The 23,329-nt window shown below is 73.1% G+C and carries 23 protein-coding genes; 13 read left to right on the top strand and 10 right to left on the bottom strand.

The features are described 5' to 3' along the window. Nucleotides 1-53 precede the first annotated feature (53 nt). Complete coding sequence (locus PV342_RS09685; RefSeq protein ID WP_500316615.1) at nucleotides 54-662, top strand: TetR/AcrR family transcriptional regulator; 609 nt, start codon at nucleotides 54-56, stop codon at nucleotides 660-662. Here PV342_RS09685 and PV342_RS09690 read toward each other — a convergent pair. Continuing rightward, nucleotides 659-1,204 (bottom strand): MOSC domain-containing protein, encoded by a 546-nt coding sequence (locus PV342_RS09690; RefSeq protein WP_500316617.1) that lies wholly within the window; start codon nucleotides 1,202-1,204, stop codon nucleotides 659-661. The genes PV342_RS09685 and PV342_RS09690 overlap by 4 nt on opposite strands. Nucleotides 1,205-1,313: 109 nt before the next feature. Here PV342_RS09690 and PV342_RS09695 point away from each other — a divergent pair, with 109 nt between their 5' ends. Next, complete coding sequence (locus PV342_RS09695; protein ID WP_392608357.1) at nucleotides 1,314-1,697, top strand: VOC family protein; 384 nt, start codon at nucleotides 1,314-1,316, stop codon at nucleotides 1,695-1,697. An 83-nt stretch (nucleotides 1,698-1,780) separates the two neighbouring features. Here PV342_RS09695 and PV342_RS09700 read toward each other — a convergent pair whose 3' ends face one another. Further along, nucleotides 1,781-2,509 carry a polysaccharide deacetylase family protein gene (locus tag PV342_RS09700; protein WP_500316712.1) on the bottom strand — a complete coding sequence of 243 codons (729 nt, stop codon included), beginning with the start codon at nucleotides 2,507-2,509 and terminating at the stop codon, nucleotides 1,781-1,783. Nucleotides 2,510-2,815: 306 nt separating this feature from the next. Between PV342_RS09700 and PV342_RS09705 the strand changes: the two genes are divergently transcribed. The 4 genes from PV342_RS09705 to ligA all read left to right on the top strand — a co-directional run bounded on the left by PV342_RS09705 (nucleotide 2,816) and on the right by ligA (nucleotide 6,880). After that, a complete protein-coding gene (locus PV342_RS09705; RefSeq protein ID WP_500316619.1) occupies nucleotides 2,816-3,184 on the top strand; it encodes an alpha/beta fold hydrolase in 369 nt (122 codons plus the stop codon). A 26-nt stretch (nucleotides 3,185-3,210) separates the two neighbouring features. Next, on the top strand, nucleotides 3,211-3,531 hold the full coding sequence (locus tag PV342_RS09710; RefSeq protein WP_500316621.1) for a hypothetical protein: 321 nt from the start codon (nucleotides 3,211-3,213) through the stop codon (nucleotides 3,529-3,531). A 196-nt stretch (nucleotides 3,532-3,727) separates the two neighbouring features. Next, nucleotides 3,728-4,732, top strand: a complete 1,005-nt coding sequence (locus tag PV342_RS09715; RefSeq protein ID WP_500316623.1) for an NAD(P)H-dependent flavin oxidoreductase — start codon at nucleotides 3,728-3,730, stop codon at nucleotides 4,730-4,732. A 117-nt stretch (nucleotides 4,733-4,849) separates the two neighbouring features. Beyond that, complete coding sequence (ligA, locus tag PV342_RS09720) at nucleotides 4,850-6,880, top strand: NAD-dependent DNA ligase LigA (RefSeq protein ID WP_500316625.1); 2,031 nt, start codon at nucleotides 4,850-4,852, stop codon at nucleotides 6,878-6,880. An 82-nt stretch (nucleotides 6,881-6,962) separates the two neighbouring features. On the opposite strand, the gene PV342_RS09725 is transcribed toward ligA, so the two are convergent. Continuing rightward, nucleotides 6,963-8,357 carry a D-alanyl-D-alanine carboxypeptidase family protein gene (locus tag PV342_RS09725; RefSeq protein ID WP_500316626.1) on the bottom strand — a complete coding sequence of 465 codons (1,395 nt, stop codon included), beginning with the start codon at nucleotides 8,355-8,357 and terminating at the stop codon, nucleotides 6,963-6,965. Between the two features lie 295 nt (nucleotides 8,358-8,652). On the opposite strand from PV342_RS09725, the gene PV342_RS09730 reads away from it, so the two are divergent. The 3 genes from PV342_RS09730 to PV342_RS09740 are packed head-to-tail and all read left to right on the top strand — an operon-like array spanning nucleotide 8,653 to nucleotide 11,028. Further along, nucleotides 8,653-9,372 carry an SDR family oxidoreductase gene (locus PV342_RS09730; protein ID WP_361008159.1) on the top strand — a complete coding sequence of 240 codons (720 nt, stop codon included), beginning with the start codon at nucleotides 8,653-8,655 and terminating at the stop codon, nucleotides 9,370-9,372. A gap of 35 nt (nucleotides 9,373-9,407) precedes the next feature. Further along, nucleotides 9,408-10,160, top strand: a complete 753-nt coding sequence (locus PV342_RS09735) for an SDR family oxidoreductase (RefSeq protein ID WP_361008157.1) — start codon at nucleotides 9,408-9,410, stop codon at nucleotides 10,158-10,160. Nucleotides 10,161-10,179: 19 nt separating this feature from the next. Beyond that, nucleotides 10,180-11,028: an oxidoreductase gene (locus PV342_RS09740; protein ID WP_433416845.1), complete on the top strand. Its 849-nt coding sequence runs from the start codon at nucleotides 10,180-10,182 to the stop codon at nucleotides 11,026-11,028. A gap of 874 nt (nucleotides 11,029-11,902) precedes the next feature. Here PV342_RS09740 and PV342_RS09745 read toward each other — a convergent pair. The 4 genes from PV342_RS09745 to PV342_RS09760 form a co-directional block, all read right to left on the bottom strand. Continuing rightward, on the bottom strand, nucleotides 11,903-12,253 hold the full coding sequence (locus PV342_RS09745) for an alpha/beta fold hydrolase (RefSeq protein ID WP_400808290.1): 351 nt from the start codon (nucleotides 12,251-12,253) through the stop codon (nucleotides 11,903-11,905). Between the two features lie 129 nt (nucleotides 12,254-12,382). After that, nucleotides 12,383-13,336, bottom strand: a complete 954-nt coding sequence (locus tag PV342_RS09750) for a YihY/virulence factor BrkB family protein (RefSeq protein ID WP_500316629.1) — start codon at nucleotides 13,334-13,336, stop codon at nucleotides 12,383-12,385. A 27-nt stretch (nucleotides 13,337-13,363) separates the two neighbouring features. Further along, a complete protein-coding gene (locus PV342_RS09755; protein WP_500316631.1) occupies nucleotides 13,364-15,073 on the bottom strand; it encodes a bifunctional phosphatase PAP2/diacylglycerol kinase family protein in 1,710 nt (569 codons plus the stop codon). 73 nt (nucleotides 15,074-15,146) lie between these two features. Next, a complete protein-coding gene (locus PV342_RS09760) occupies nucleotides 15,147-15,404 on the bottom strand; it encodes a hypothetical protein (RefSeq protein WP_400808379.1) in 258 nt (85 codons plus the stop codon). Between PV342_RS09760 and PV342_RS09765 the strand changes: the two genes are divergently transcribed. Beyond that, nucleotides 15,306-15,818: a hypothetical protein gene (locus PV342_RS09765; protein ID WP_400808384.1), complete on the top strand. Its 513-nt coding sequence runs from the start codon at nucleotides 15,306-15,308 to the stop codon at nucleotides 15,816-15,818. The two genes, PV342_RS09760 and PV342_RS09765, sit on opposite strands and share 99 nt — an antisense overlap. Before the next feature lie 115 nt (nucleotides 15,819-15,933). Here PV342_RS09765 and PV342_RS09770 read toward each other — a convergent pair whose 3' ends face one another. Beyond that, nucleotides 15,934-16,920, bottom strand: coding sequence for a MerR family transcriptional regulator (locus PV342_RS09770; RefSeq protein ID WP_500316633.1), 987 nt, complete (start codon nucleotides 16,918-16,920; stop codon nucleotides 15,934-15,936). Between the two features lie 237 nt (nucleotides 16,921-17,157). On the opposite strand from PV342_RS09770, the gene PV342_RS09775 reads away from it, so the two are divergent. Further along, nucleotides 17,158-18,828: a carboxylesterase/lipase family protein gene (locus PV342_RS09775; RefSeq protein WP_400808300.1), complete on the top strand. Its 1,671-nt coding sequence runs from the start codon at nucleotides 17,158-17,160 to the stop codon at nucleotides 18,826-18,828. A gap of 114 nt (nucleotides 18,829-18,942) precedes the next feature. Here PV342_RS09775 and sigJ read toward each other — a convergent pair whose 3' ends face one another. Together sigJ and PV342_RS09785 are read right to left on the bottom strand one after the other, a co-directional pair. Next, complete coding sequence (gene sigJ, locus PV342_RS09780; RefSeq protein ID WP_400808303.1) at nucleotides 18,943-19,815, bottom strand: RNA polymerase sigma factor SigJ; 873 nt, start codon at nucleotides 19,813-19,815, stop codon at nucleotides 18,943-18,945. Nucleotides 19,816-19,886: 71 nt separating this feature from the next. Beyond that, nucleotides 19,887-20,153 (bottom strand): WhiB family transcriptional regulator, encoded by a 267-nt coding sequence (locus PV342_RS09785; RefSeq protein ID WP_386992117.1) that lies wholly within the window; start codon nucleotides 20,151-20,153, stop codon nucleotides 19,887-19,889. A gap of 689 nt (nucleotides 20,154-20,842) precedes the next feature. Here PV342_RS09785 and PV342_RS09790 point away from each other — a divergent pair. Then, a complete protein-coding gene (locus tag PV342_RS09790; RefSeq protein ID WP_500316636.1) occupies nucleotides 20,843-21,112 on the top strand; it encodes a hypothetical protein in 270 nt (89 codons plus the stop codon). 735 nt (nucleotides 21,113-21,847) lie between these two features. Beyond that, a complete protein-coding gene (locus PV342_RS09795; protein ID WP_500316637.1) occupies nucleotides 21,848-23,329 on the top strand; it encodes an aldehyde dehydrogenase in 1,482 nt (493 codons plus the stop codon).

Consider the following 23,329-nt stretch of genomic DNA (forward strand, 5'->3'; position numbering starts at 1 on the left):
GGGGCACCCCCACGACGTCACCAGAACGACATGCTTCGGCCAGGAGTCCGTACGTGAGGCACGACCACGACCCGCCGCACAGGGAGCGGGTCGACGCAGCGCGCAACCGCGCCGCGATACTCAAGGCCGCCGCACTCCTCTTCGCCGAACACGGTGCGGACGCCGTCTCCATGGACCGGGTCGCCGCCGCGGCGGGCGTCGGCAAGGGCACCGTCTACCGCCGCTTCGGCGACCGTTCGGGACTGGCCGCCGCACTCCTGGCCGCCCGCGAGCGCGAACTGCGGGAGGCCGTCGTCGACGGACCGCCCCCGCTCGGCCCCGGAGCCCCCGCCGGAGCCCGCCTCGCCGCGTTCGTCGGCGCGTATCTCGACCACGTGGCCGGACACCTCGACCTCCTCCGCACCTCGGAGACATCGCCGCCCGGGGCGCGTTACCGCAGCGCCGCCTACCGCTTCTGGCACGACCACCTGACGTCCCTGCTCGACACCGCCCCCGACCCGCACACGACCGCCCACGCGCTTCTCGCCGCGCTGTCCGCGGAACACGTCGGCGCCCTGCTGCCCGAACTCGGCGCGCACCGGCTGCGCATGGGCCTGCTGGACCTGGCCGTCGGCTGTGCGGCGCCGGACGGGCCGCCCGGCGCCGTCCTGCCGCGACGCTAGACGCGTTCGAGGGGTCGGTGCGGGGCGGGCGGGAGTTCGACCTCGACCGGGTCCTGGGGGCGGACGACCCCGCCCTGCCGCACCACGCCCATCACGCCGGACTTGAAGGTGAACTCCCCCGACTCCGGGTCCATGGTGAACATCTCGCCGAGCAGACCCTTGCGAAAGTCGTTGATCTTCTGGCACGGGTTGCGCAGCCCCGTCACCTCCACCACGGCCTCCTCGCCGAGGTGCAGCAGGGTGCCGGTGGGCAGGCCCAGGAGGTCCACGCCGCGGGTGGTGATGTTCTCCCCGAGCTGGCCGGCCGAGACGTCGAAGCCCTTGCGGGCCAGCTCGTCGAAGAGTTCCTCGTGCATCAGATGGACCTGGCGCAGGTTCGGCAGGTCGGGCTCGTAGGTCATCCGGAACTGGTGGCGGATGGTCTCGCCGGCGTGGACGTCCCCTTCGACGCCGAGCCCCGCGAGCAGCGTGACGGACTCGCGGTGGGGCTTGCTGAACGAGTACGTCGCGTTGCGGCTCACCGCCGTGACCCGGCCTGCCATCTGCCACCCCGTCCGTCCGCGTTCCGCGTGCCAGGCCGATCCTAGAGAGTGACGCCGCCGGTCCTGAACCCGGTGGCGTCCGGAGCCGAAGTCAGGAATGCTCGCGCCCATGGTTTCGGTGGTGCAGAACGTGGCGATCGACTGTGCGGATGCCTATGGGCTGGCCCGCTTCTGGAGCGCGGCGACCGGCCGCCCTCTGCATCCCGAGGACCGGCCGGGCGACCGGGAGACCCAGGTGATGTCGGCGGAGGGGCCGGTGCTGTACTTCAACCAGGTGCCCGAGCCCAAGACGGTCAAGAACCGGCTCCATCTGTGTCTGCGCCCCGAGACCACACGTGATGAGGAAGTGGAACGGCTGCTGGGCCTCGGTGCCACCTTCGTCGGGGACCACCGGAATCCCGACGGCACCGGCTGGGCGGTTCTCGCCGACCCCGAAGGCAACGAATTCTGCGTCCTTCGCGGCGAGTCCGAGCGGGCCGCGACGGCGTCCTGACGCGTGCCACGGACCCGTGGATCCGGGCTCTCAGCGCTCGGCGCGGCATCCGCCCGCTCCACGGGCGCGAGTCGGCGGCGGCGTCACCGGTAGGCCTTTCCGGGCTCGGCGGCGGCCGGGGAGAGGAGCTGGGAAACGGTGACGAACGTGTAGCCCTGGGCGCGGAGCTCCTTCAGGATGCCGGGCATGGCGGGCACGGTGCCCTTGTGCAGCGGGTGGAGCAGGATGATGCCGTCGCGGTCGGCGCCGTCGAGGACGCGCCTGGTGATCAGCGCCGAGTCGGTCGTCAGGTAGTCCTTGGCGGTGACCGTCCACAGGATCTGTGCCAGCCCGAGCTCCCGCGAGATCCGGGAGACCCGGTCGTCGCTGCGTCCCTGGGGCGGGCGCATCAGCGTGGGTGTCCTGCCGGTGATGTCAGCGATGGCCCTCGCGGTGCGGCGCAGCTCGTCGCGGATCTGCGTGTCGGAGACGTCGGTCAGCCGCGGGTGCGTCCACGTGTGGTTGCCGATCTCGTGTCCCTCGTCGGCGATCCTCCGCACCACATCAGGGTGTTTGTGGATGCGCCTGCCCTCGAGGAAGAACGTCGACGGCGCGTCGTAGCGGTCCAGGAGATCCAGCAGCCTGTCGGTCGGCTCACCGGGGTTGCCGTCGAACGTGAGCGCGATGCACTTCGCCCTCTCGCAGTCCACTCCCGCAGGTGCCGCGTTCCCCTTGGCCGCGGCCCGGCCGCGCACGTCGCGCGGGGCGATCGTGTCCACGCCGTACGACCGCACGGCGATCAACCCCGCGGCCGCGGCGAGGATCAGAGCCATGAGTACCCACAGGCGGCGCACCCGCCGCTTCACAACGTTCATCCGAAAATCCTACTGTTCACAACATTCACCTTTCGCTGTCATCGCCAGGCGCCGACCAGCCTCCCGAGGGAGAAGCGCCAGTTCAGATGCCCTTTAGCGCGGCCTTCGCCGTGACGCCGGCCGCACACCACGGGGCCTCCATGTGGGGGGACACACACTCTTGACCCTCCGACGCCCGGAGAATCGCCCATGCAGGGAACAGCGCGACCTCTCCCGGAGTTACGCCAAGAACGACAAAACGCCGTCCAATTCGAGGCGATGCTCATGCCGGCGGAACACCACCTCCTCACATCGGACGCGGACATCGCCTTCTGGGACGAGGGGGAAGGCGACGCGGTGCTGCTCGTCCACGCCTCCTTCGGCGCGGACTGGTTCGCACCGCTCGCCCGGCTGCTGCCCGGCCTCCGCGTCGTTCGCACCCACCGCGCCGGGTACGGCCGGAGCCGGGATCTGAGCGGCCGGCTGAGCGTCACCGACCACACGCGGCACCTCGCGGAAGTGCTCGGCGCGCAGGGGATCGGGCAGGCCCACGTGGTCGGCCACTCGACCGGGGGCACCCTCGCCCTGCAACTGGCCGCCGCGCACCCGGGGATCGTCAGGTCGATGGTCCTGCTGGAACCGGCGCTCCCGTAGCCGCCGACGAACCGCCGGGCGACGCCATGCGCCGGGCCGTCGCCGCCGCGGCGGAAGGGGACCTGGCACGGGCTTACGGCCACTTCCCGGGGAGCGTGTGCTCCCCCGGCTACCTGGACGTCATGACGCGCGTGCTCGGCACGGAGGGCTTCCGGAAGTCGGTCCTCAGCGGCAGGTACTTCTTCGAGCACGAGCGAGCCGCGTTCGCCGCGTGGGACGCCGACGCCGCGGGTCTCGAGGCGCTGCGCCGGCCGGTGCTCCTGGTGGCGGGCGGTGATGCGGAACGCCTGGGCAGTCCCTACCGGGCCCGGAACCGCCCGCGCGTCTCCCCCGCGCCGAGCAGGTGACGCTGCCGGGCGTCAGCCACGCGATGCCCCTGGAGGACCCCGGCCTCGTCGCGTGGACCGTCTTCGACTTCGTACGGCGCCACCCGGTCGACGCGGTCTGACGGCCCTCACGGCGGAGTCGGCCGTCAGGGTGACGCTCCCCCCGCGCGACGCGTCGCAGTGGCGGCGGCGCGAGGGCGGGCGCTTGCATCAGCACATGGCGACCGTACCCATCCCCCTGCGCACCCCGTTCACCGATCTCGTCGGCTGCGACGTGCCGATCCAGCTGGCCGGCATGGGCTGGGTGAGCGGGCTCGACCTCGCCGACGCGGTGTCCGCCGCGGGGGCCCTCGGCATGGTCGGCTACCCGATGGTGCCCGCGCGGGTGCTCGGTGAGCTGCTCGACGCGGTGCGGCAGCGTACGTCCCGCCCGGTGGGGGTCAACTTCATCCTTCCGCTGCTCGAGGACGAGGCGTGCGTCGACGTCGCCGCGGAGCGGATGCCGGTCGTCGAGTTCTTCTACGCGGATCCCGTCCCCCGCCTCGTCACGCGGGCCAAGCGGGGCGGGGCGCTGGCCGCGTGGCAGGTCGGTTCGGTCGAGGAGGCGCGGGCCGCGGCGGACGCGGGGTGCGACTTCGTCGTCGTCCAGGGCCGGGAGGCCGGCGGTCACGTCCGCGGGGTACGGCCGCTGCTGCCGCTCCTCGACGAGGTGCTCGACGCGGTCGACGTACCCGTCGTCGCGGCCGGCGGCATCGGCAGCGCGCGCACCCTCGCCGCGGTCCTGGCCGCGGGGGCGGGGGCGGCCCGCATCGGGACGAGGTTCGTCGCCACGCACGAGTCCGACGCCCACCCGGACTACAAGGACGCCCTGGTCAGGGCGGGTTGCGGCGACACCACACTGACGACGCAGTTCTCGACCGGATGGCCGGACGCGCCGCACCGCGTCCTGAGCGACTGCGTCGAGCGCGCACGTTCCCTGGACACCGACATCGCGGGTGAGGCGGTGCTGGGCGGCGTGCCCGTGCCCGTCCCCGCCTCCAGCCCGGTCTGCCCGATCCGGACGACGACCGGGCACCTGGACGCGATGGCCCTCTACGCGGGCGAGGCGGTCGGCACGGTGTCCCGGATCGAGTCGGCCCTCGACATCGTCCGCGAACTCGCCGACGGAGCCGCCCGCCGGCTGTGCAAGGCGTCCGGCGGCATCGGGAAGGAGCCGGCCTGACCGCGCTCCCGGCGGACCGGGCGCCCGTACCGGACCCGCCCGCGGACGCCGAGGTTCTCCACAGGCGCGGTCCCCGCTCCGGGCCCGCTGTCAGACCCCTGCACCAGGATGCCGGACATGACGACAGTGACCGCTGACCCGCTGGTGTCCCGTGAGGACTACCGTTCCGCCGTGGACACGGCCCTGCAGGCGTGCGCCGCCTACTACGGCGACGGGACGAGCCCGATCGACGACGCCGCCTACGACCTGCTGGCCTCGCGCATCCGCGACTACGAAGTGGGCCACCCCGAGGACGTCCGGGTGGACTCCCCCACGGGCAAGGTCGGCGGCGGTGCCGCGCCGACGGGGGATGTCGCCCACATCATCCCCATGCTGTCCCTCGACAACGTGTTCAGCCCGGAGGAACTCGCCAAGTGGGACGCGTCCGTCGCCCGCCGCCTGGGGGCACCGGTGCAGGGCGGCTACGTCATCGAGCCCAAGCTGGACGGCGCCGCCATCGCCGCCCGGTACGTGGACGGGCGCCTGACGCAGCTCGTCACGCGGGGCGACGGCACCTTCGGCGAGGACGTCTCCCACGCGATCGGGTCGATCGTGGGGCTGCCCCTGCGGCTCGACTCGCCGGCCACCTTCGAGGTCCGCGGCGAAGTCCTGCTCACCCGGGAGCAGTTCGAGGCGGCCAACGCCATACGCACGGCCCACGGGGCGAAGGTCTTCTCCAACCCGCGTAACGGCACGGCCGGCACGCTGCGCGCCAAGGACCGCCCCTACGTGATCGAGACGACCTTCTACGCGTACGGCGTCGTGGGCCTGCCCGGTGCCACGCACACCGAGATGATGGACGCCGTCGCAATCGCCGGGGTGCAGACCACGGCCGCGACACCGGTGGGTCCGCGCGTCTGCGCCACGGTGGAGGAGGTCCAGCGCCGCGTCGACGAGATCGCCGCGCTGCGCGCGGAGTTGCCGTTCGGGATCGACGGTGTCGTCATCAAGGCCGACGCGGTCGCCGAGCAGGAGCGCGCCGGGTTCGGCAGCCGCCACCCGCACTGGGCGACGGCGTACAAACTCGCGGCCGCCGTGCGGCAGTCGAAGCTTCTCGCGGTGGAGTGGAACGTCGGGCGCACCGGCGTCATCGCGCCGCGCGCCGTGCTGGAGCCGGTCGAGGTCGACGGCAGCGTCGTGCCGTACGCGACCCTGCACAACCCGAAGTTCATCCGCGACAGCGGCATGATGATCGGCGACACCGTCATGGTGTGGAAGGCCGGCGACATCATCCCCCGTATCGAGGCCCCCGTCGTGGAACTGCGCACGGGCGAGGAGACGCCCGTCGTCTTCCCCGAGTCGTGCCCGACGTGCGGCGGCGAGATCGACACCTCCGGCGAACGCTGGGAGTGCGCGGGCGGCGCCGGCGGCGGATGCGGGCTGCTCGCGGCCCTGCGGTACGCCGTGGGCCGCGACCAGCTCGACATCGACGGTCTCGGCGTCACCTACCTCGAAGCCCTGGTCGAGGGCGGCGCGGTCTCCGACGTGGCCGACCTGTTCGGCCTCACGCGTGGGCAACTGGTCGACGCGACCCGCAGCGAGAAGCGGGCCGACACCGTGGTGGCGCAGATAGAGGCGGCCAAGAACAAGCCCCTCAACCGGGTCTTCTGCGCGCTGGGCATCGTCCGCACCGGACGCACGCTGTCCCGGGAGATCGCCCGTCACTTCGGCACGATGGACGCGATACGCGCCGCCGACGCCGACGCCCTGGCCGCGGTGCACAAGCTTCCGGCGGCCAACGCTCCCCGGATCGCGGCCCACATCGCGGCCATGGGCCCCGTCATCGACAAGCTCGTCGCCTCGGGCCTCACCATGACCGAGCCCTCGGCGAACCCCGCCGGGACGTCCGGCGAGGCGAAGCCCCTGGACGGTGAGGTCGTCGTCATCACGGGCGGCATGAACGGGCTCCTCGCCGGCCGGAACCGCAACGAGATGAACGAACTCGTCAGCAACGCCGGCGGCACCTCCTCCGGCAGCGTGTCGAAGAAGACCACCATCCTCGTCGCGGGGACGGGAGCCGGGTCCAAGCTCGCCAAGGCACAGGAACTGGGCACAAGGGTGCTCACCGAGCAGGAGTTCGCGGACCTGGTCGCCGACCACCTCGTCTGAAGGCCCGGGGAGCCGCCGCCGCCCGTGGCCGCGGGCGGGGCGGTCAGCCGAGGCGGTCAGTCGGAGCGGTCAGTCGGAGCGGTCAGCCGAGGCGGGTGAGCTTCGAGCCGAACGACGGCGAGGACAGGTGGCCGCCGACGGCGACCGGGACCTTGACGGCGCTGTCGGCGTCCCCGACGGTGAGGGTGCCGACCGGGGCCCCCGCCGGCGCCGCGTGCGGAACCCCGTTCCGGGGTGCGTCGAGGGAAAGACGGACCTTCAGGCCGCTCCAGCCGATCGCCCGGACGTCCTCCGTCGCCATGACCCCGGTCCGGCCGCCGAGGCCGTCGTCCACGTAGCCGACGGTCTCCCCCTTCCTGACGACCGTGTCCGAGACGAGCGCCCGCAGCGTGGCCTGGAGCAGGGTGTCGCTGCGGCCCAGCACCGTGTCGAGGATGTCGGCCTTGTGCTGCCCCAGCATCGCGCCGACGACGAGTTGCTCCGTTCCGTCGAAGTCACGGACGGCCGCGAAGAGGAGGTTGCCGCCGGCCTTGGTGCTGCTGCCGGTCTTGATGCCGACGACGTCACCGTTGCCGAGGAGCCGGTTGACGTTGTGCTGCACGTCGCCGTTCAGGTCCGTGTAGCGGGTCTTGCCCGCGAGTTCCGCGAAGACCGGGTCCTTCATCGCGGCGTGCCCCAGCTTGACCTGGTCGCTCGCGGTGCTGACGGTGGTCGCCTCCAGGCCGCTCGGGTCGGTGTACGTCGTGTCGTCCATCCCGAGTCCCCTGGCGGTGGCGTTCATCTTCCTCACGAACGCCGCCTCCGATCCCGCGTCCCAGCGCGCCAGCAGGCGGGCGATGTTGTTGGCCGAGGGCAGCATGACGGCCTCCAGCGCCTCGTACTCGCTCAGCTCCTGCCCCTCGGTCACCTTGACGACGGACTCCCCCTCCGTCTGCCCGCTGCCGAACTGGTCCTCGGCCTTGCGGTCGACCTCGACGGTCCTGCCCGTGTCGCCCGGCTCGATGGGGTGGTCGCGCAGGATGACGTAGGCCGTCATCACCTTCGCGACGCTCGCGATCGGCACCGGCCGCTGCTCGCCGAAGGCGCCGATCCGGCCCAGGCCCTCGGCCTCCAGCACCGCCTGGCCCTCGGCGGGCCACGGCAGTGACGGACGCTCGCCGCCGAAGGTGTACGAGGGCGCCGCGGTCAGCTTCAGCGTGGGTGCCGGCAGCGGGCGCAGCGCCTGGACCACGCAGAACACCAGGGCCAGCAGCAGGACGACCGGCACCCAGGTCTTCAGCGGGTTCACGGGGGTGCGCTCCGCCGCCTCCGGGGGCGGAGGCGGTGGAGGCGGCGGAGGATTGGTCAGCTCGTCCAGCAGCGTCCGGCGCCGGCCCGTGGGCGCGGGGGCCTCCACCGCGCCGTTCGTCTCGTTCGGCTCGGTCGTCTCCCCGGACGACTCCTGCTGATCCGCCCTGCCGGGGGACTCGCCCGTCACGCCGACCTCCTCGACGACATTGAGTTGCCGAGCACCAGTCTCCGGACCGTGGCGGCCACGGCATCGTGAGCGCGGCCGAAGGAGTGCCTCCGCCACCCGCACGGCTCCTCGCCTCGCCCCCGCCCCGGGCCGGGGACGGGGCCATGGGGACGGGGCCACTGGCGGCGGTCGCCGCTTCGGGTGGTGGCGGCAACATGGGCGATATACGTTCGAAGAGGGAGGACGACTACGGGCTGCCATAGCACACCGTGACCGCGAGGGCAGCCCCGAGACCGCGCTCCGGGAAGGTGCCCCCATGAAGGTCCAAGGGTCCGTCGCCCTCGTCACCGGAGCCAACCGCGGACTCGGTGAGCAATTCGTCCGCGCGCTCTTCGAGGCAGGGGCCGCCAAGGTCTACGCGGGAGCGCGCGACCCCGCGAAGGTCTCCGTCCCCGATGCCGTCCCGATCGCGGTGGACATCACCGACCAGGAGTCGGTCCGTGCCGCGGCCGAGCAGGCCGGGGACGTGACGTTCCTGATCAACAACGCGGGTTCCACGACCCGGGCGAACGTCCTCACCGCCGAGCTGGATGCGTTCCGTTCGGAGTTCGAGACGCACGTCCTCGGCACCCTCGCCATGAGCAGGGCGTTCGCACCCGTCCTCGGGCGCAACGGGGGCGGCGCGATCGTCAACGTGCTCTCCGTGATGTCCTGGGTGACCGTCCCGCGCACCGCGGGATACGCCGCCGCCAAGTCCGCCGAGTGGTCGATCACCAATGCCCTGCGGGTGGCGCTCGCCGAGCAGGGCACGCAGGTCACCGCGCTCCACGTCAGCTATCTCGCGACGGAGATGGCCGCCGCCGTGACCGGTCCGAAGGAGGACCCCGCCACGGTGGCGCGTGCCACCCTCGACGGGGTGGAGGCCGGAGCGGACGAGGTGCTCGCCGACGACGTCACCAAGCGGGTCCGGGCGGCACTGTCCGGCGGCACCGAGGCGCTGTTCCCGCAACTGCACGGCGGCGAGGCACTGGTCTGAACCCTGTCACGACGGGACGGCAACCGGAGGTGCCCATGACGGGCCGCGAGGCGCACCACGACCCCTCTGACCTGGACGGCCAGACGGTCGTGGTGATCGGGGCCAGTGCGGGCATCGGGCTGGAGACCGCGCGCCGCGTACGGGCCGGCGGCGGCGAGGTCGTCCTGGTCGGACGCAACCCCGAGCGGCTGCGGCAGGCCGCGGACGAGCTCCGCCCGCTGAGCACGGCGGCCTTCGACGCCACCGACACGGACCGTCTCAAGGAGTTCTTCCAGGGCCTGCCGGGCACGGTCGACCACGTGCTGCTCACCGCCGGCAGCCCCTTCTACATGCCGCTGGCCGACATGGACCTCGCGGAGGCCCGCCGCCACTTCGGCGAACGCCTCGCCATGACCTTGGCGGTGGCGCTCTACAGCGCCGACAAGGTCCGCCCCGGCGGCACACTGCTGTTCATCGGCGGCACGGGCGGCCGGCGACCGGGCGTCGGCCTGGCCGTCGCGTCCACCCTGACCGCGGCCCTGCCCGCCCTCACCGCGAACCTGGCGCTCGAGCTGGCGCCGATCCGCGTCAACCTCATCGCCGCCGGATTCGTCGACACCTCCCTGTCGGCGTCGCTCCTGGGCGACCGGCTCGAGGCCCGGCGCGAGGCACTGCGCGCCGAACTGCCCATCCGGCGGGTCGTCGGCCCGGCCGACGTCGCCGCGCTCGCCACCCACATCATGTGCAACGACGCGCTCACCGGCGGGACGTACGACATCGACGGCGGCCAGAACCTCATCGCGCACTGACTCCGGGAGGCCGTCTGTCATGATCACTTGGTTCATCACCGGCGCGGCCCGCGGATTCGGGCTGGAAGTGGCACGTCAGGCGCTGGAACGCGGCGACCGCGTCGTGGCGACGGCACGTAACCCCCGGGACGTGGAACATGCGCTCTCCGCGTACGGCGAACGGGTGCTCGCGGTCGCCCTGGACGTGACCGACGAAGCGCAGGCCCGCGCGGCGGTCGACGCGGCCGTGTACGCCTTCGGCAGGATCGACGTCCTGGTCAACAACGCCGGACGCGGAGTGCTCGGCGCGGTGGAGGAGACCTCGGACGCGGCGTTCCGGGCGGTCTACGAGACGAACGTCTTCGGTCTGGCCAACGTCACCCGCGCCGTCCTGCCGGTCATGCGCCGGCAGAGGTCGGGCCGCATCCTCAACCTCAGCTCCATCGGCGGTTTCCGCGGCGCGCCGGGCTTCGGTGTGTACTGCTCGACCAAGTTCGCGGTGGAGGGGCTGTCCGAGGCCCTCCACGGCGAACTGGCCCCGCTGGGCATCCATGTCGTCATCGTCGAACCGGGCTACTTCCGCACCGACTTCCTCGACGCGTCCAGCCTCCACACCGAGGGCCGGGTGATCGACGACTACGCCGCCACAGCGGGCGCGGTGCGCGACGCCGTCCCCGGCCTCAACCACACGCAGCCCGGCGACCCGGTCAAGGGCGCGAGGGCCATGATCGAGCTCGCCGACTCCGACCACCCGCCGATGCGCGCCCAGCTCGGCAGCGACTGCGCCGCAGCGATGGACGGCAAGATCGCCGAGCTCCGCAAGGAGACCGACGCCTGGCGGGACCTCGCGCTGTCCACCGACCACGACGCCACCGGCTCCGCGGCCTGACGGTTCCCCGCCCGCGGCGGCCTGACGCGGCCCTGTCCCGCTACGCTGCGCCGATGACGAGGGACCGACCCGGGGAACTCCGGGAGGCGTGGCGGACCGGCCGCGTCTTCGGCCCCCCGATCCGGCGGATCTTCCGGGACGTCGTCGCCGACCGGCTGCCCGACCCTCACCGGTTGCCGCAGGCCGAGATGCTGTTCGCGCCCATGGCCGATCCGTACTGGGAGGACGACCTCCGGTTCCTCGGCGACTTCCACAGCGAGATCCTCCACCAGGACACATGCCAGGCCGGGACGGCGGAGGGGCTGGTGTTGCTCGCGGTGCCGGCCACCCGACGACCGGGTGCCCGCCCGGGAGCGGTTCGGAGCGGTACGCACACTGTTCAGGGCCGCCACCGTCTCGGAACGCCGACTGGCAGGCTGCGGGCCCGCCACCCCACCCCACGCGGACCCGGACAGCGAGACCCGGGCCCGGGCGACCGTCGAGTCCCTCACGCCGGAACTCCTGGCCCGATGGCGGGCCGAATGCCCGGCGGTGCGGCTCGCACTCGCCGGCCTGGCCGTCGTCTTCCCTACGGAGCGAACACTGCCGGCGCAGGCCCCGCGCCCACGGGTGTTCACGGCGGGGCACCCGCCCGGCACGGACATCGGCGACTACGTGCGGTTCGTGCAAGTGCCGGCCGCCCGGAACGAGGTGGAGACCCTGACCGCCGTCGAGGGATACACCGACGTCCACTGGACCGGGACATCCCGCCGAGCACCCATCCGGGCACGGGCCTTCCACCTGCTCGCCCAGATGCTGGACGGGGTCGGGGCCGATCTCGGTCGTTTTCCGAGCGTCGGCACGACGGCCGGCATGTGTTCCGGTGCGGGGGAACCTACCTCTGCAGGAAGGACTGCAGCAGGGCGGTCACTTCCTGCGGCTTCTCCTCGGTCACCCAGTGCCCCTCACCCTCGATGACCCGGCTGTCCACGGTCACTGCGTACTGGCGCCACTGATCGGCGATGCTGCCGCCGAACGACTCCTGGCCGCCGATCGCCAGGATGGGCATCCTCAGTTCGCCCCGCGCCGCGAACTTCTCGTTCCGCGCGACGTCCGCGCCCGGTTCGCGCGACGTCCGCGCGCATTTCGCGCCGGATGTCCATCCAGGCCTTCGTACGGCCGGGCCCTTCAAGTAGTGGGCGCAGAAGTCGTGGTCGGCCGGGCTGAAGGCGGACGTGACCGTCAAGTGCCACGCGATGGAGTCCCGGATGAAGGGCCGCTCGTGTCCGGCGATGTGCCATACGGATGGCGTCCTCGGGCTGACCGGCAGAGCGCGCGGGCCGCGAACAGCGGTGCGGTGGTGCGCCGCCGTCGGTCACACGCCCGGGTCGTCGGCGGCCGGTTGCCGCACACCGGCGCGTACCGCCTCCAGTTGGGCGGCGAACGCGAGGCCGAGGAAGAGCGCGACCGAGGTGAGGTAGGACCACAGGAGCAGCGCGACGAATGCGCTGAGCGGCCCGTACATGCTGGTGAAGGAGCCGCTCGCCCCGACGTACAGGCTCAGCGCCCAGGTCGACAGGATCCACAGCACCAGGTACACCGTCGCGCCGAAGGCGAGCCAGGTGTAGCCGGGTTGGTCGCGGCGGGGTGAGCGGCGGAAGATCGCGCTGGTGGCGAGCACCGCGAGAAGTGCCCCGAGCGGCAGGCGCAGGGCGTCCCAGGCGTGCGTGGTCGCGGTGTCCAGGTGGTAGACCTCCGCCAGGGAGCGGGTCAGATGGGCGCCCATGACGGTGAGGACGAAGCTGAGGCCGAGCGGCATGCCGGCCAGCACGGCCATCACCAGCCCGCGGCTGTACTTCCGGAGGAACGGGCGGTCGCGCTCCACTCCGTAGATGCGGTTGGCGCCTCGTTCGACCTGGCAGAGGCCGGTGGTGACGTTGGCGACCGAGAACAGCAGCCCGAGCCACAGGGCCGCCTGCCCGCCGCCGTCGCCCTGCCGGTGGCTCTGCCGCAGGGCGTCGTCGATCACCTGCCGGCTGGGGCCGCTCGCGATCCGGCGCACGGTCAGTTCGGCGACGCGGCCGACGTCGTCGGTGTGCAGGACGCTCGACAGGCCGATCACGGCGATGGCGAGGGGGACGATGGCGAGGACCGTCTGCAGGGCCAGCGCACGGGAGTGGCTGAAGCCGTCGGCGTAGCGGAACCGCACGAAGGAATCGCGCAGCAGACTCCAGCCGCCGTACCGGCGCAGCGCGGCCCAGGCCTCGTCGCCGGACAGTTCGTCGCCCTGTACGTCGCGTCGCTGCGGGACGCGGGTGGCGGTGCCCATCGCTCTCCTGACTGGTTCGGCGGCGGCTCAGCCGCCGGAGGTGACGGCGCGGTCGACGTGTTCCGGGGCACGGACAGCGGCCGTGGTGGGTACGGGGGTCGGGGCGGGCAGGTGGACGCGCAGGGCCCCGGGCTGGACCTCGATCGTGAGCCGGGTGCCGTCCGCGACGACGTCACCGTCGAGTTCGCGTGCCTGAGGCGTGGCGAAACCGATGTCGATCCGCCGGGCCTGGAAGTACTCCAGCGCCCCGCGGGCCACGGGCGATCCGGCGGCGGTGACGCCGCCACGCCGCCCGCGGCGGCCCGGCAGCATGCGTATCGCCAGGTGCCCCGCGGCGGCCGCCCACCCGGTCAGGCCACGGGGGTTGAGCAGCACGAGGTCCAGCCGGCCGCTGTCCGGTCGCGCCGCGGGCAGCAGCGGCAGGCCGCCCTGGAGGACGCCGACGTTGCCGACGAGCACCATCCGGGCCCGGCGGTGCAGCTCCGGGCCGCCGTCCAGACGCATCGCCAGATGCATGCGGGGATCGGCGAGATGCCCGGCACCGGACACGACATACGCGCTCCAGCCCAGGCGCGCCTTGAGGCGGTCGGAGGCGTCACGGACCATGGCGGCGTCGAAGCCGGCGCCGGCCATGACGGTGAAGCAGGTCGCGGGCAGCCCGTCGCCGTGCACCCGCCCCGCGTCGATGCGGGTGGTCCGCCCCGCGAGTGCCCGCTCCAGGGCCGCCGCCGGGTCCAGGGGCAGGCGGAGGTTGCGGGCGAGCAGGTTGCCGGTGCCGCACGGGACGATGGCCAGGGCGGTGTCCGTGCCCAGCAGGGGCTCGGCGCAGGCGCGGACGGTGCCGTCGCCGCCGCAGGCCACGACGAGCGGCGCGCGGTGTCGCGCCGCCAGCGCCCCGAGTTCGCCGTTGGGCCGCTCCGCCGTGGTGAGGGTCCACCGCTGGTCGGTGTAGCCGTGGCGGTCCAGGACGGCGCGGACGGCCTCGGCCAGTTCTTCGGGGCAGGCGTGCGGGTGCCGTACGACGACGGCCCGGCGCCCCCCGGCGGCGTCACGGGGGCGGGGGCCGGGCGGCCCTTCGCGCGCGCGGTGCGGCGGCAGGGCGCGGGCCAGCACGAACAGGGTGAAGGCGCCGTTGAGGAGACCGCCGACGACGTCACTGGGGTGGTGCATCCCCGCGTACAGCCGCGACACGGCCACCGCCGCCGGGAGGCACAGCAGCAGCGCGACCGCGGGCAGCCGCCAGGGGCGGCGCGTGCCGCGGGCCGCGAGCACGGCCAGGCCCCCGTACAGGGCGAGCGCGGCCCCCGAGTGCCCGGAGGGGAAGCTCGAGGTCGGCGGCGCCTGCTCCAGGTGCGGCACGTCCGGGCGGAGCCGTTCCACGCACAGGGTGACGAGGACGAAGACGGCCGACTGCGCCGCCACCGCACCGGCCAGGAAGTACGCCGCGGCGCGCCGAGGACCGCGCGGCGGCACGAGCAGCGCCACCACGCAGAGAAGCGTCACGGCGATCACACCCTGTGTGCCCGCGACCAGGGACAGCCCCTGCGAGACCGCGTCACCCGCGGCGGTGCGGTGCCCGGACAGGTACCGGACGAGGCCGTCCTCCGCCGACACCGGCCACCGGCCCGCCCACGGGCCGGTCACCAGCGCGCCGAGCGCGACCAGCAGCGCCCACAGCAGGGGCAGCGTCAGCAACCACCGCGGCCGTGAGGGGACTGCTGCGCCATCGATCCTCATGGCTGCCGTCTTACCCGTCCGGCGCGGGTGACGCGTGTCCGGCGGTAACGGCCGCCCGGCCGCTCGCAGCGCCTCAGATGTCGCCGTCGGCGAACTGATTACCCGTCAGAACCCGGAACGCCTCCCTCCGCACGTCGTCGCGGCCCGCCCGCCGGAGCCCCCGTGTGCGCGTCATCGCCTCCGGGTCCAGCTGGAGCGGAGACGGCGGCACGGTCAGGACCGGGCACGACGCGTGCGCGAGGCAGTGGCGGACGACCGGGGAGCGCCACGGGCCGCGCCCGCGCCTGCGTCCCGCACCGACGACCAGCAGGTCGCCGTCCCGCTGCGCGATCCTGACGAGGGTCTCCCCCGCGCTGCGGCCCACCCCCCGGGCGCGGCCGCGGCTCCGGGTTGTGGCGGGGGCCCGTCAGCGCCGCCCACGGAGGCGGGCGAGGCCCTGCTTCCCGGCCTCATCGCGCTGTTCACCGCGCTGGCTGCGGCGAGCCCGCCCGGGACGGTCCCGCTCACGCCCCCGGCCGAGCCCTGGCAGCTGCGGTACGAAGGCCGCTTCCGCCGTCACGGCAGACCCGCCGCCGGGGTGTGGACCGCCGAGACCGTCGGCTGCCCGGCCTGCGGAGGGCAGGCCGGCCCCTGGACGGTGACCTGCGACTGGCGCCGGCTCTCGCTGGGCTGCCCGTGCGGGGTGGTGACCGACGGGCACGGCCTCGCATTCTCCGAGGTCTGGCTTCTCCTCCCTGACCTGTGACGGGAGTCGGCGGCCGGGGAGCGCACGCGCGTCGTCCCGTTCCAGGCCGTCTCCGCACGGGCGCGAGGGCCGACGCCCACCGCCGCGGCGCCCCGGCCCCGCCCGCCCCTGGCGTTCAGTACCGGCTCCCCCAGCTCCCGTGCCCGGTCCGGGCTTTCACGGAGGCCGGGCGGCTCCTCGATGCCGAAGGCGCGCTGCCGGCTATCGAGATCGACAGTCCGTCCGTCAGCCATCGGTGAGCCACCGTCATGTTCAGCACGCGCCCACCGGTGACGGTGCCGACCAGGGCCCAATAGCGTTCCAGGCGGGGGTCGAAGCCGGACGACCTGGACACCAGCCCGTACAGGAACGCGCGGAAGGCGGGGGTGTCCGACTCGCGCCGGGCCCGTGCGTGGGCGGACACGAAGGCGTTCACCGCGTCCCCGGCGCCGGGCGGCAGGCCCCGGGCGAGAGCGGCGGTCGTCAGGGCGGCGGCTTCGTCGATCTCCTCGTAGAAGGCCGGGGCGTCCCTCATCTCTTCGTCGTGGTCCTGGGTCCAGCGGGTGAAGCTGGGCGTGGAGATGAGCAGATGGAGCTCGGCGTAGGCCAGGACCGTGGCGGGATCGGGGTCCCGCGGCGGGTCGGGGGACAACATGGCGATCATGATGTCGAGCCGGCGCCTGGGCATCGTCGCGGGCAGCTCGCGATGCCAGTGGTCGGTGAGGGTGCGATGCGCCTGCGGGAGACGCTGCACGCGGGAGAGGATCTCCAGACGCCGGAGCCGTTCGTCGCTCGGGCAGTCGTCGAGGGACTCGAGTGTGGCCTGGCGCCACCGCAGCTCGGTCAGTCGTTCCTGCACCGTCTCCAGCTCTGTTGTCACCAGTTCACCGAAGGAGCGCTCACCGGTGACCATCTGTGTGATGGTCGCGATCGGGGTGTCCAGCGCCCTCAGGCGCCTGATGAGGCGGATCCGCTCCCACGCCTCGGGACCGAAGCGCCGATGACCGCCGGTGCTGCGGGCTGCCACGGGCAGCAGGCCGCTGTCGGAGTAGTAGCGGAGGGTCTTCACCGGGACCCCCGTCCCGGCCGCGAGTTCGCCGATGCTCCACGTGTCTTGCGTCACAGGCTCTTGAACCTCCAGCGCACGGGAGGTCCTAGCGTACTGATCACTGACCGCGCCGGTCGCACCGTATCCCCGCCGCTCAGGCCTCGTTCGGGCCTGCCCGGCCTCGTGCGGTCTCGTGCGGCCCCGTCCGACTCCGTCCGATCCCGTCCGATCCCGTCCGACCGAGAACGGTGGATACGCATGTCCCTGGCCATGACAGCACGGCGTCCGAACCGAAGAGACCGGCTCCGTGCGGTGTTCTTCACCCTGCTCTGCGCGGTGGCACTGCTCGCCGCCACCGCCGTACCGGCGACCGGCGCGCAGCCCGGTTCCCCGTCCTCCTCGGGGGAGGGCGGCGCCGTCGTACGTACCGACCGCGGCCTGATACGCGGCGTGTCACACGGCGCGTACACCACCTTCGACGGTGTTCCCTACGCCGCCCCGCCGACCGGGGCGCTGCGCTGGCGTGCCCCGGTGCCGGCCGCGGCATGGCGTGGTGTCCGGGACGCGACGGCGCCGGGGCGACCCTGCGTGCAGATGCCGGCACCGGGCGCGGCCACGGCCCTCGGGTCGGAGGACTGCCTCTACCTCAACGTCACGATGCCGACGCCGACGCCGACAGCCACGCCGACGCCGGAGCCGGCCGGGCGGAAGCGGCCCGTGCTGGTGTGGCTGCACGGCGGTGCGTTCCTGGGCGGTGCCGGCATCGACTACAGCGCCGAACGACTCGCGGTGCGGGGTGACACGGTCGTCGTCACGGTCAACTACCGCTTGGGCGTCCTCGGTTACTTCGGCCACCCCGGGCTGGGCTCCGCCCCGCCGTTCGGACTGGCGGACCAGCAGGCCGCGCTGCGCTGGGTGCGGGCGAACGCGGAGCGCTTCGGCGGCGATCCGGGCCGGGTCACGTTGTTCGGTGAGTCCGCGGGCGCGCTCGGCATCTGTGCGCACCTCACCTCGCCGACGGCCGCCGGACTCTTCCAGCGGGCCGTGCTCCAGAGCGGTTCCTGCCTCATGTCCTTCCCCCGCGGCGCTCTCGGACCCGGAACACCGGTGTACGAGCCGTTCGCCTCACAGCGCGAGGTCCAGACGGCCGGTGCGGAGGCCGCCCGGCAACTCGGCTGCACAGCCGGCGGCCCCGACGAGGTGCTGGCGTGCCTGCGCGGGCAGAGCACGGATCGCCTCGCCACCGCGCAACTGATGCAGTCCTTCAACCGGCCCGCCTACGGCAATGCGTTGCTGCCGACGGCGCCTGACCAGGCGTTGGCCTCGGGGCGCTTCCATCGCGTTCCGGTCGTCCAGGGCAGCAACCGCGACGAGATGCGGATGTTCGTCGGCCTGTCGCTCGCCGCGTTCCCGATCCGCACCGATGACGACTACCGCGCCCGTCTGGTGGAAGCCTTCGGCCCCGCGGCCCCGGCCGTCGAGGCGCGCTATCCGGCGGCGGGACACCCGACGCCCGCACTGGCCTGGGCCGCGGTGCTGACCGACCGGTCCCTCGCCTGCACCACGCTGGCGGCCGACCGGGCCATCGCCGCCCGCGCCCCCGGTCTCCCCCTCTACGGCTACGAGTTCAGCGATGCGGACGCTCCCGTCCTCGCCGGTCTGCCGGCGAACCTGGGCTTCCCGTACGGCGCGGCGCACGGCTTCGAGATGCCGTTCCTGTTCCCCTCCCTCCCCACCGAACAACCGCTGACCGAGGCCCAGCGCGCCCTGTCGGACCGGATGGTCGGCTACTGGACGGCCTTCGCGCGTACCGGCGACCCGAACACCGCCGACGCTCCGCGCTGGCCCGTCCTGCGCCCTTCGCCGGCTCTCGGGCGATCGGCGTGGTCGGTGCAGTCGCTGGCTCCCGGACCGGGCGGAATCCGCCCCGTTGACGCGTATGCCGCGCACCACTGCGCCTTCTGGGACCGCCTGCCCCGGTGAGCCTCCCGCCGCGCGGACCTCGCCGCGCGGATGCGGCCGGGGGCACCACCGGTGGCGGCCGGCCCGCCCCCCGCACCCGTCCCCTACCCGTGGCGCACCTTCCCGGCCGGAGGACTAACGACCGTCCCTGGTGCGCCACGCGTGCAGCTTGTCCGGGTGCATCATGAGCCACAGCCGGCCGATGCGGCACTCCTGGGTGAGGTCGATCCCGATGACCGCCGCCGTCACGCCGTCCAGGCACCCGACGAGGCCTGGGCGGCCGCTGACGTCCTCCACCCGGAACGAGACCCCTGGCGCCTTGCGCAGGACGCCGAGGATGAGGCGGGCGATCTTGTCGGCTCCGACGACGGGCCGCAGGGCGGTCCGCACCTTTCCTCCGCCGTCGGCGGTCGCGGTCGCGTTCACGTCGAGGAGCCCCACGAGCCTGTCCAGATCGCCGGTCTCGCAGGCGTGCTTGAACGCCGCCACGACGTCCCGGTGCCGTGAACTCCGGATCGCCGGGGGCTCGGCCGCCCTGAGACGGCGACGGGCGGACGTGGCGAGCTGGCGGCAGGCAGCGGGGGAACGCCCCACCGTCTCCGCGATCTCCGTGAAGGGGACCCCGAAGATGTCGTGCAGGATGAACGCGACGCGTTCGGCCGGGGTGACGGAGTCCAGGACGACCAGGACCCCCAGGGTGACGGATTCGTCCAGGCTGATCTGGTCCGCCGGATCGGGGCCGGTCGCCGCCGGGTCCACGCCCGCCCCGGCCGACCCGGGCAGCGGTTCGGGCAGCCACTCCCCCACGTACCGCTCCCGGCGCACCCGGGCCGAGGACAGGTGGTCCAGGCAGATCCGGCCGGCCACCCGCACCAGCCACGCCATGGGCGACCTGATCTCGCGCTGGTCGTCCGCCGAGAGGGCGTACCAGCGCATGTAGGTCTCCTGGACGACGTCCTCAGCGTCGTACGAGGAACCGAGCATGCGGAAGGCCAGATTCAGCAGCACGCGCCGCTCGCCGAAGAGGTTCCATCGTGCAGGCAGTGGCGGAACCCGGCGAGCCGTCGCTGCGGGACGGCTCAGACGGCGGTCCGGCCCGCCTCTCCCAGCCGCTCGCGGGTGGTACGTCCCCGCAGCGCACGTCGTTCGCTCTCCGTGGTGCCGCCCCAGACGCCTTCCATCGGGCCGGCTCCCAGCGCCCATTCCAGGCACCGGGATGTGACGGGGCAACGCCCGCACACGGCCTTGGCCTCGCCGATCTGCACCATTCCCAGCCCGCTGCCGCTGATGGGGAAGAACAGTTCCGGGTCTTCCTCACTGCAGGCGGCGGCGTCGCGCCAATTCATGGAAGCCTCCTCCAAGGTGGTCACAGCCGTTTCCCGGTGGCGCCGGCACTCGCCGGACGAATTCCCGCGAGTGCCATGCCCAAAGGCTATGGACGAAGGCGCCGCCCCGTCCAAGACGCATAGTGGAAGGCGTCGATAGACGCAGCCTATGGTCGTAATCCGGACGTCCTGTGGCGGCACCCGTACGGGTGCCCGGTATTCCGTAAGCGGTCGTTTTTCTCCCGCGGGGATACGACGGCACAGCCCGCCGGGTTGTGAGGCGGCGGCCGGAACCCGCTCCTCACGCCTCGTTCCACCGGCGCGGCTTGCCGGGGTTCAGGACCCGTGGGAATGACGGCGCAGGGCCTTCGATCCGAGGTCCGGCCCGGCCGGGGGTTCGGCAGCCCGGCGAGTGCGCGTCCGGCGGGACCACCCGGGACACAGCCGGAGAAAGCCAGACGCAGGCCGGAGAAACGCTGGTGCCGTGTCCGGTGCCGTGTCCGGCGGCGAACCCGTCCGTGGAATTGTCCTGCGAATTCTCCATGGAAGTGGACCAGTGTCCCGAGTTTTCGGCAGCGTAGCCTTGCGAACGTGGACGTGTACGGAGCACCCGCGAACCACGCACCTCCGACGGACACCTGACGCACCGGCCGCGCGGCCTCCACCGCCGCGAAGGCCCTCACCGCAGGGGGGACATGGGAGGAAGACCGATGAGCACCACCGAGACGGCGACGTCGGAAGCCCACGAGGCCCCCGCGCCGGGCGGCGCGGCGACCGCCCTCCTCGACGCGGAGGGCACCGTTGCCGGCTGGTCGCAGGCCGCCGAGCGGCCCGTCGGCTGCTCGGCCGCGGAAGTGGTGGGCCGGCCGGCGGGCGCGATGCTGCTCGACGGCGGGGTCCCCCAGGCGCGGGACAGCCGGGAGACGAGGAAGAGACGTCGCCGACGACCAGGGCCACGCGGGCCCCGGACAGCGGGATGACGTCGAACCAGTCGCACCCGACGCCGTGGTGGCTGTCGGCGGGCAGATAAGGCCAGGCCACGTCGGCCGCGGCCCCGCCCGTGGGACGGCGGGGGAGCAGGTGGCGCTGCAGCGCGAGGGCCGCGGAGTGCTCGCGCGCGTACTGGCGGGCCTGGTCCACGGGCAGCCCGCCATGTCCCGGACGGCAAACTCATCTGGGTCGACCAGCGACTGACGCCGGGGCCCTGCACCGAGCCTTGCCCCGAGCCCTGACCCGCGCCATGACCGGACCCGAGCCCCGGCCGGCCCCACGTCACGCCCGATCCGTCCGATTTACACAAAAATGTTAGCGCTTGTTGCATGTCGCGGCTTATCAGCGCTACGCTTCCTGGACATCCCTCAATAGCACTGGCCGGGGACTTCCGGACGCCGCGAAGACCATCGCCCTCCCTCCCCCACCCTCACGGGAAGCGTCCTCGAAGCCCTCCGCACACGCGCCGGGGCCAGTGGCGAGCGGCCGCCGACTCCGGTTCTCCGAACGGGAGCCCGACACGGAGCGCGCGCCGCCCAGCAGAGCCCCGGCGACACCGCCGACGTGCACGACGCCACCCAGCGCGCGCCCGACCCGAGGGCGCCTCGCGCGCACCCGCGTCGCATCGGCTTCACCCTCGCTCTGGCACCAGCGGCCCCAGCGCCACGTCAGGGTGCCGTGCTGCCCGCGAAGCACGGCGCCACCGCACAGCAGGAGAACCACCCGTGACCCTCACCGGCGAGAACGCCGTCCAGCAACTGCTGATCGACGGCACCTGGCAACAAGCGGCCGACGCACACACCTTCGCCGCCCGCGACCCGTTCACCGGCGACATCGCCTCACAAGCCGCGGCGGCCCTCTCCGCGGACGTCCTGCGGGCGGCCGACGCCGCCGAACGGGCCTTCCCCGCCTGGGCGGCGCTGCCGCCCAACGAGCGCCGCCGCATCCTGTGGGCGGCCGCCGACACACTGGACGACCGAGCTTCGGAGATCTCCGAGGCGATCACCGCCGAGATGGGCGGCCCCGCCGCATGGGGCCACTACAACACCAGCGTCCTCGCGGAGAACTTCCGCTACGCGGCGAGCGCCGTCCACGACGGCCTCACCGGCGAGCTCATCCCCTCCGAGGCACCGGGACGCACCTCGATAGCGATCCGCAAACCGGTCGGCGTGGTCGCCTGCGTCATCCCGTGGAACGCCCCGGCGCTGCTCGTCGGCAACTCCGTCCCGTACGCGCTGGCCGTGGGCAACACCGTGGTGATGAAGGCGTCCGAGCAGACCCCGCGCACGCACGGCCTGGTCGCCGAATGCCTCACCGGGGCGGGGCTGCCGCACGGGGTGTACAACCTCGTCACCAACGCGCCCGAGGACGCCCCCGAAGTGGTGGACGCGCTGGTCGCGCATCCCGCCGTACGGCGGGTGCACTTCACCGGGTCGAGCCGCGTGGGCCGCCTCATCGCGCAGCGGGCCGCCTCGCACATGAAACAGGCGATCCTCGAACTCGGCGGCAAGGCGCCGGTTCTGGTCCTCGCCGACGCCGACCTCGACCGGGCGGTCAGCGCGACCGTCTTCGGCGCGTTCGCCAACTCCGGCCAGGCGTGCCTGTCCGCCGAACGCATCGTCGTCGACGCCACCGTCGCCGACGAGTTCACCCGGCGCCTGGCCGCCGCCGCGGCCTCCGTCGTCTGCGGGGACCCGCGCGACCCCCGTACCGCGCTCGGCCCCGTCGTCGGACCGGACAGCATCGCGCGGCTGTCCGGCCTGGTCCAGGACGCGGTCGCGGCCGGGGCACGGCTGCTGACCGGCGGTACGTCCGACGGCCCTTGCTTCGCGCCGACCGTGCTCGCCGACGTCACCCCCGCCATGCGGGTCTACCGCGAGGAGTCCTTCGGCCCGATCGTCACCGTCGTCACCGTCGACGGACCCGAGGAGGCCCTTCGCGTCGCCAACGACAACGACTACGGCCTCACCTCGGCCGTGTTCACCCGGGACATCCCTCTCGCCCTCGACCTCGCCAAGCGCATCAACGCCGGCATGTGCCACATCAACGGCACCACCCTCGACGACGAACCCCAGACGCCCTTCGGCGGAGTCAAGAACAGCGGCTACGGCAAGTCCGGTGGACGCGCGGGCCTGGAGGAGTTCACCGAACTCCAGTGGATCACCATCGAAGGCTCCCAGCCGCCGCGTTACCCCCTCTCCGAATGA

Source organism: Streptomyces sp. PA03-3a, from assembly GCF_033792735.1.
Taxonomy (GTDB): domain Bacteria; phylum Actinomycetota; class Actinomycetes; order Streptomycetales; family Streptomycetaceae; genus Actinacidiphila.

What these genes read in the sequence shown, in the direction of transcription:
- PV342_RS09690 (WP_500316617.1), bottom strand. Translation starts at nt 1,204, where the DNA reads ATGGCAGGCCGGGTCACGGCGGTGAGCCGCAACGCGACGTACTCGTTC.
- PV342_RS09695 (WP_392608357.1), top strand. Translation starts at nt 1,314, where the DNA reads ATGGTTTCGGTGGTGCAGAACGTGGCGATCGACTGTGCGGATGCCTAT.
- PV342_RS09700 (WP_500316712.1), bottom strand. Translation starts at nt 2,509, where the DNA reads ATGGCTCTGATCCTCGCCGCGGCCGCGGGGTTGATCGCCGTGCGGTCG.
- PV342_RS09705 (WP_500316619.1), top strand. Translation starts at nt 2,816, where the DNA reads ATGCCGGCGGAACACCACCTCCTCACATCGGACGCGGACATCGCCTTC.
- PV342_RS09710 (WP_500316621.1), top strand. Translation starts at nt 3,211, where the DNA reads ATGCGCCGGGCCGTCGCCGCCGCGGCGGAAGGGGACCTGGCACGGGCT.
- PV342_RS09715 (WP_500316623.1), top strand. Translation starts at nt 3,728, where the DNA reads ATGGCGACCGTACCCATCCCCCTGCGCACCCCGTTCACCGATCTCGTC.
- ligA (WP_500316625.1), top strand. Translation starts at nt 4,850, where the DNA reads ATGACGACAGTGACCGCTGACCCGCTGGTGTCCCGTGAGGACTACCGT.
- PV342_RS09730 (WP_361008159.1), top strand. Translation starts at nt 8,653, where the DNA reads ATGAAGGTCCAAGGGTCCGTCGCCCTCGTCACCGGAGCCAACCGCGGA.
- PV342_RS09735 (WP_361008157.1), top strand. Translation starts at nt 9,408, where the DNA reads ATGACGGGCCGCGAGGCGCACCACGACCCCTCTGACCTGGACGGCCAG.
- PV342_RS09740 (WP_433416845.1), top strand. Translation starts at nt 10,180, where the DNA reads ATGATCACTTGGTTCATCACCGGCGCGGCCCGCGGATTCGGGCTGGAA.
- PV342_RS09750 (WP_500316629.1), bottom strand. Translation starts at nt 13,336, where the DNA reads ATGGGCACCGCCACCCGCGTCCCGCAGCGACGCGACGTACAGGGCGAC.
- PV342_RS09755 (WP_500316631.1), bottom strand. Translation starts at nt 15,073, where the DNA reads ATGAGGATCGATGGCGCAGCAGTCCCCTCACGGCCGCGGTGGTTGCTG.
- PV342_RS09785 (WP_386992117.1), bottom strand. Translation starts at nt 20,153, where the DNA reads ATGAATTGGCGCGACGCCGCCGCCTGCAGTGAGGAAGACCCGGAACTG.
- PV342_RS09790 (WP_500316636.1), top strand. Translation starts at nt 20,843, where the DNA reads ATGAGCACCACCGAGACGGCGACGTCGGAAGCCCACGAGGCCCCCGCG.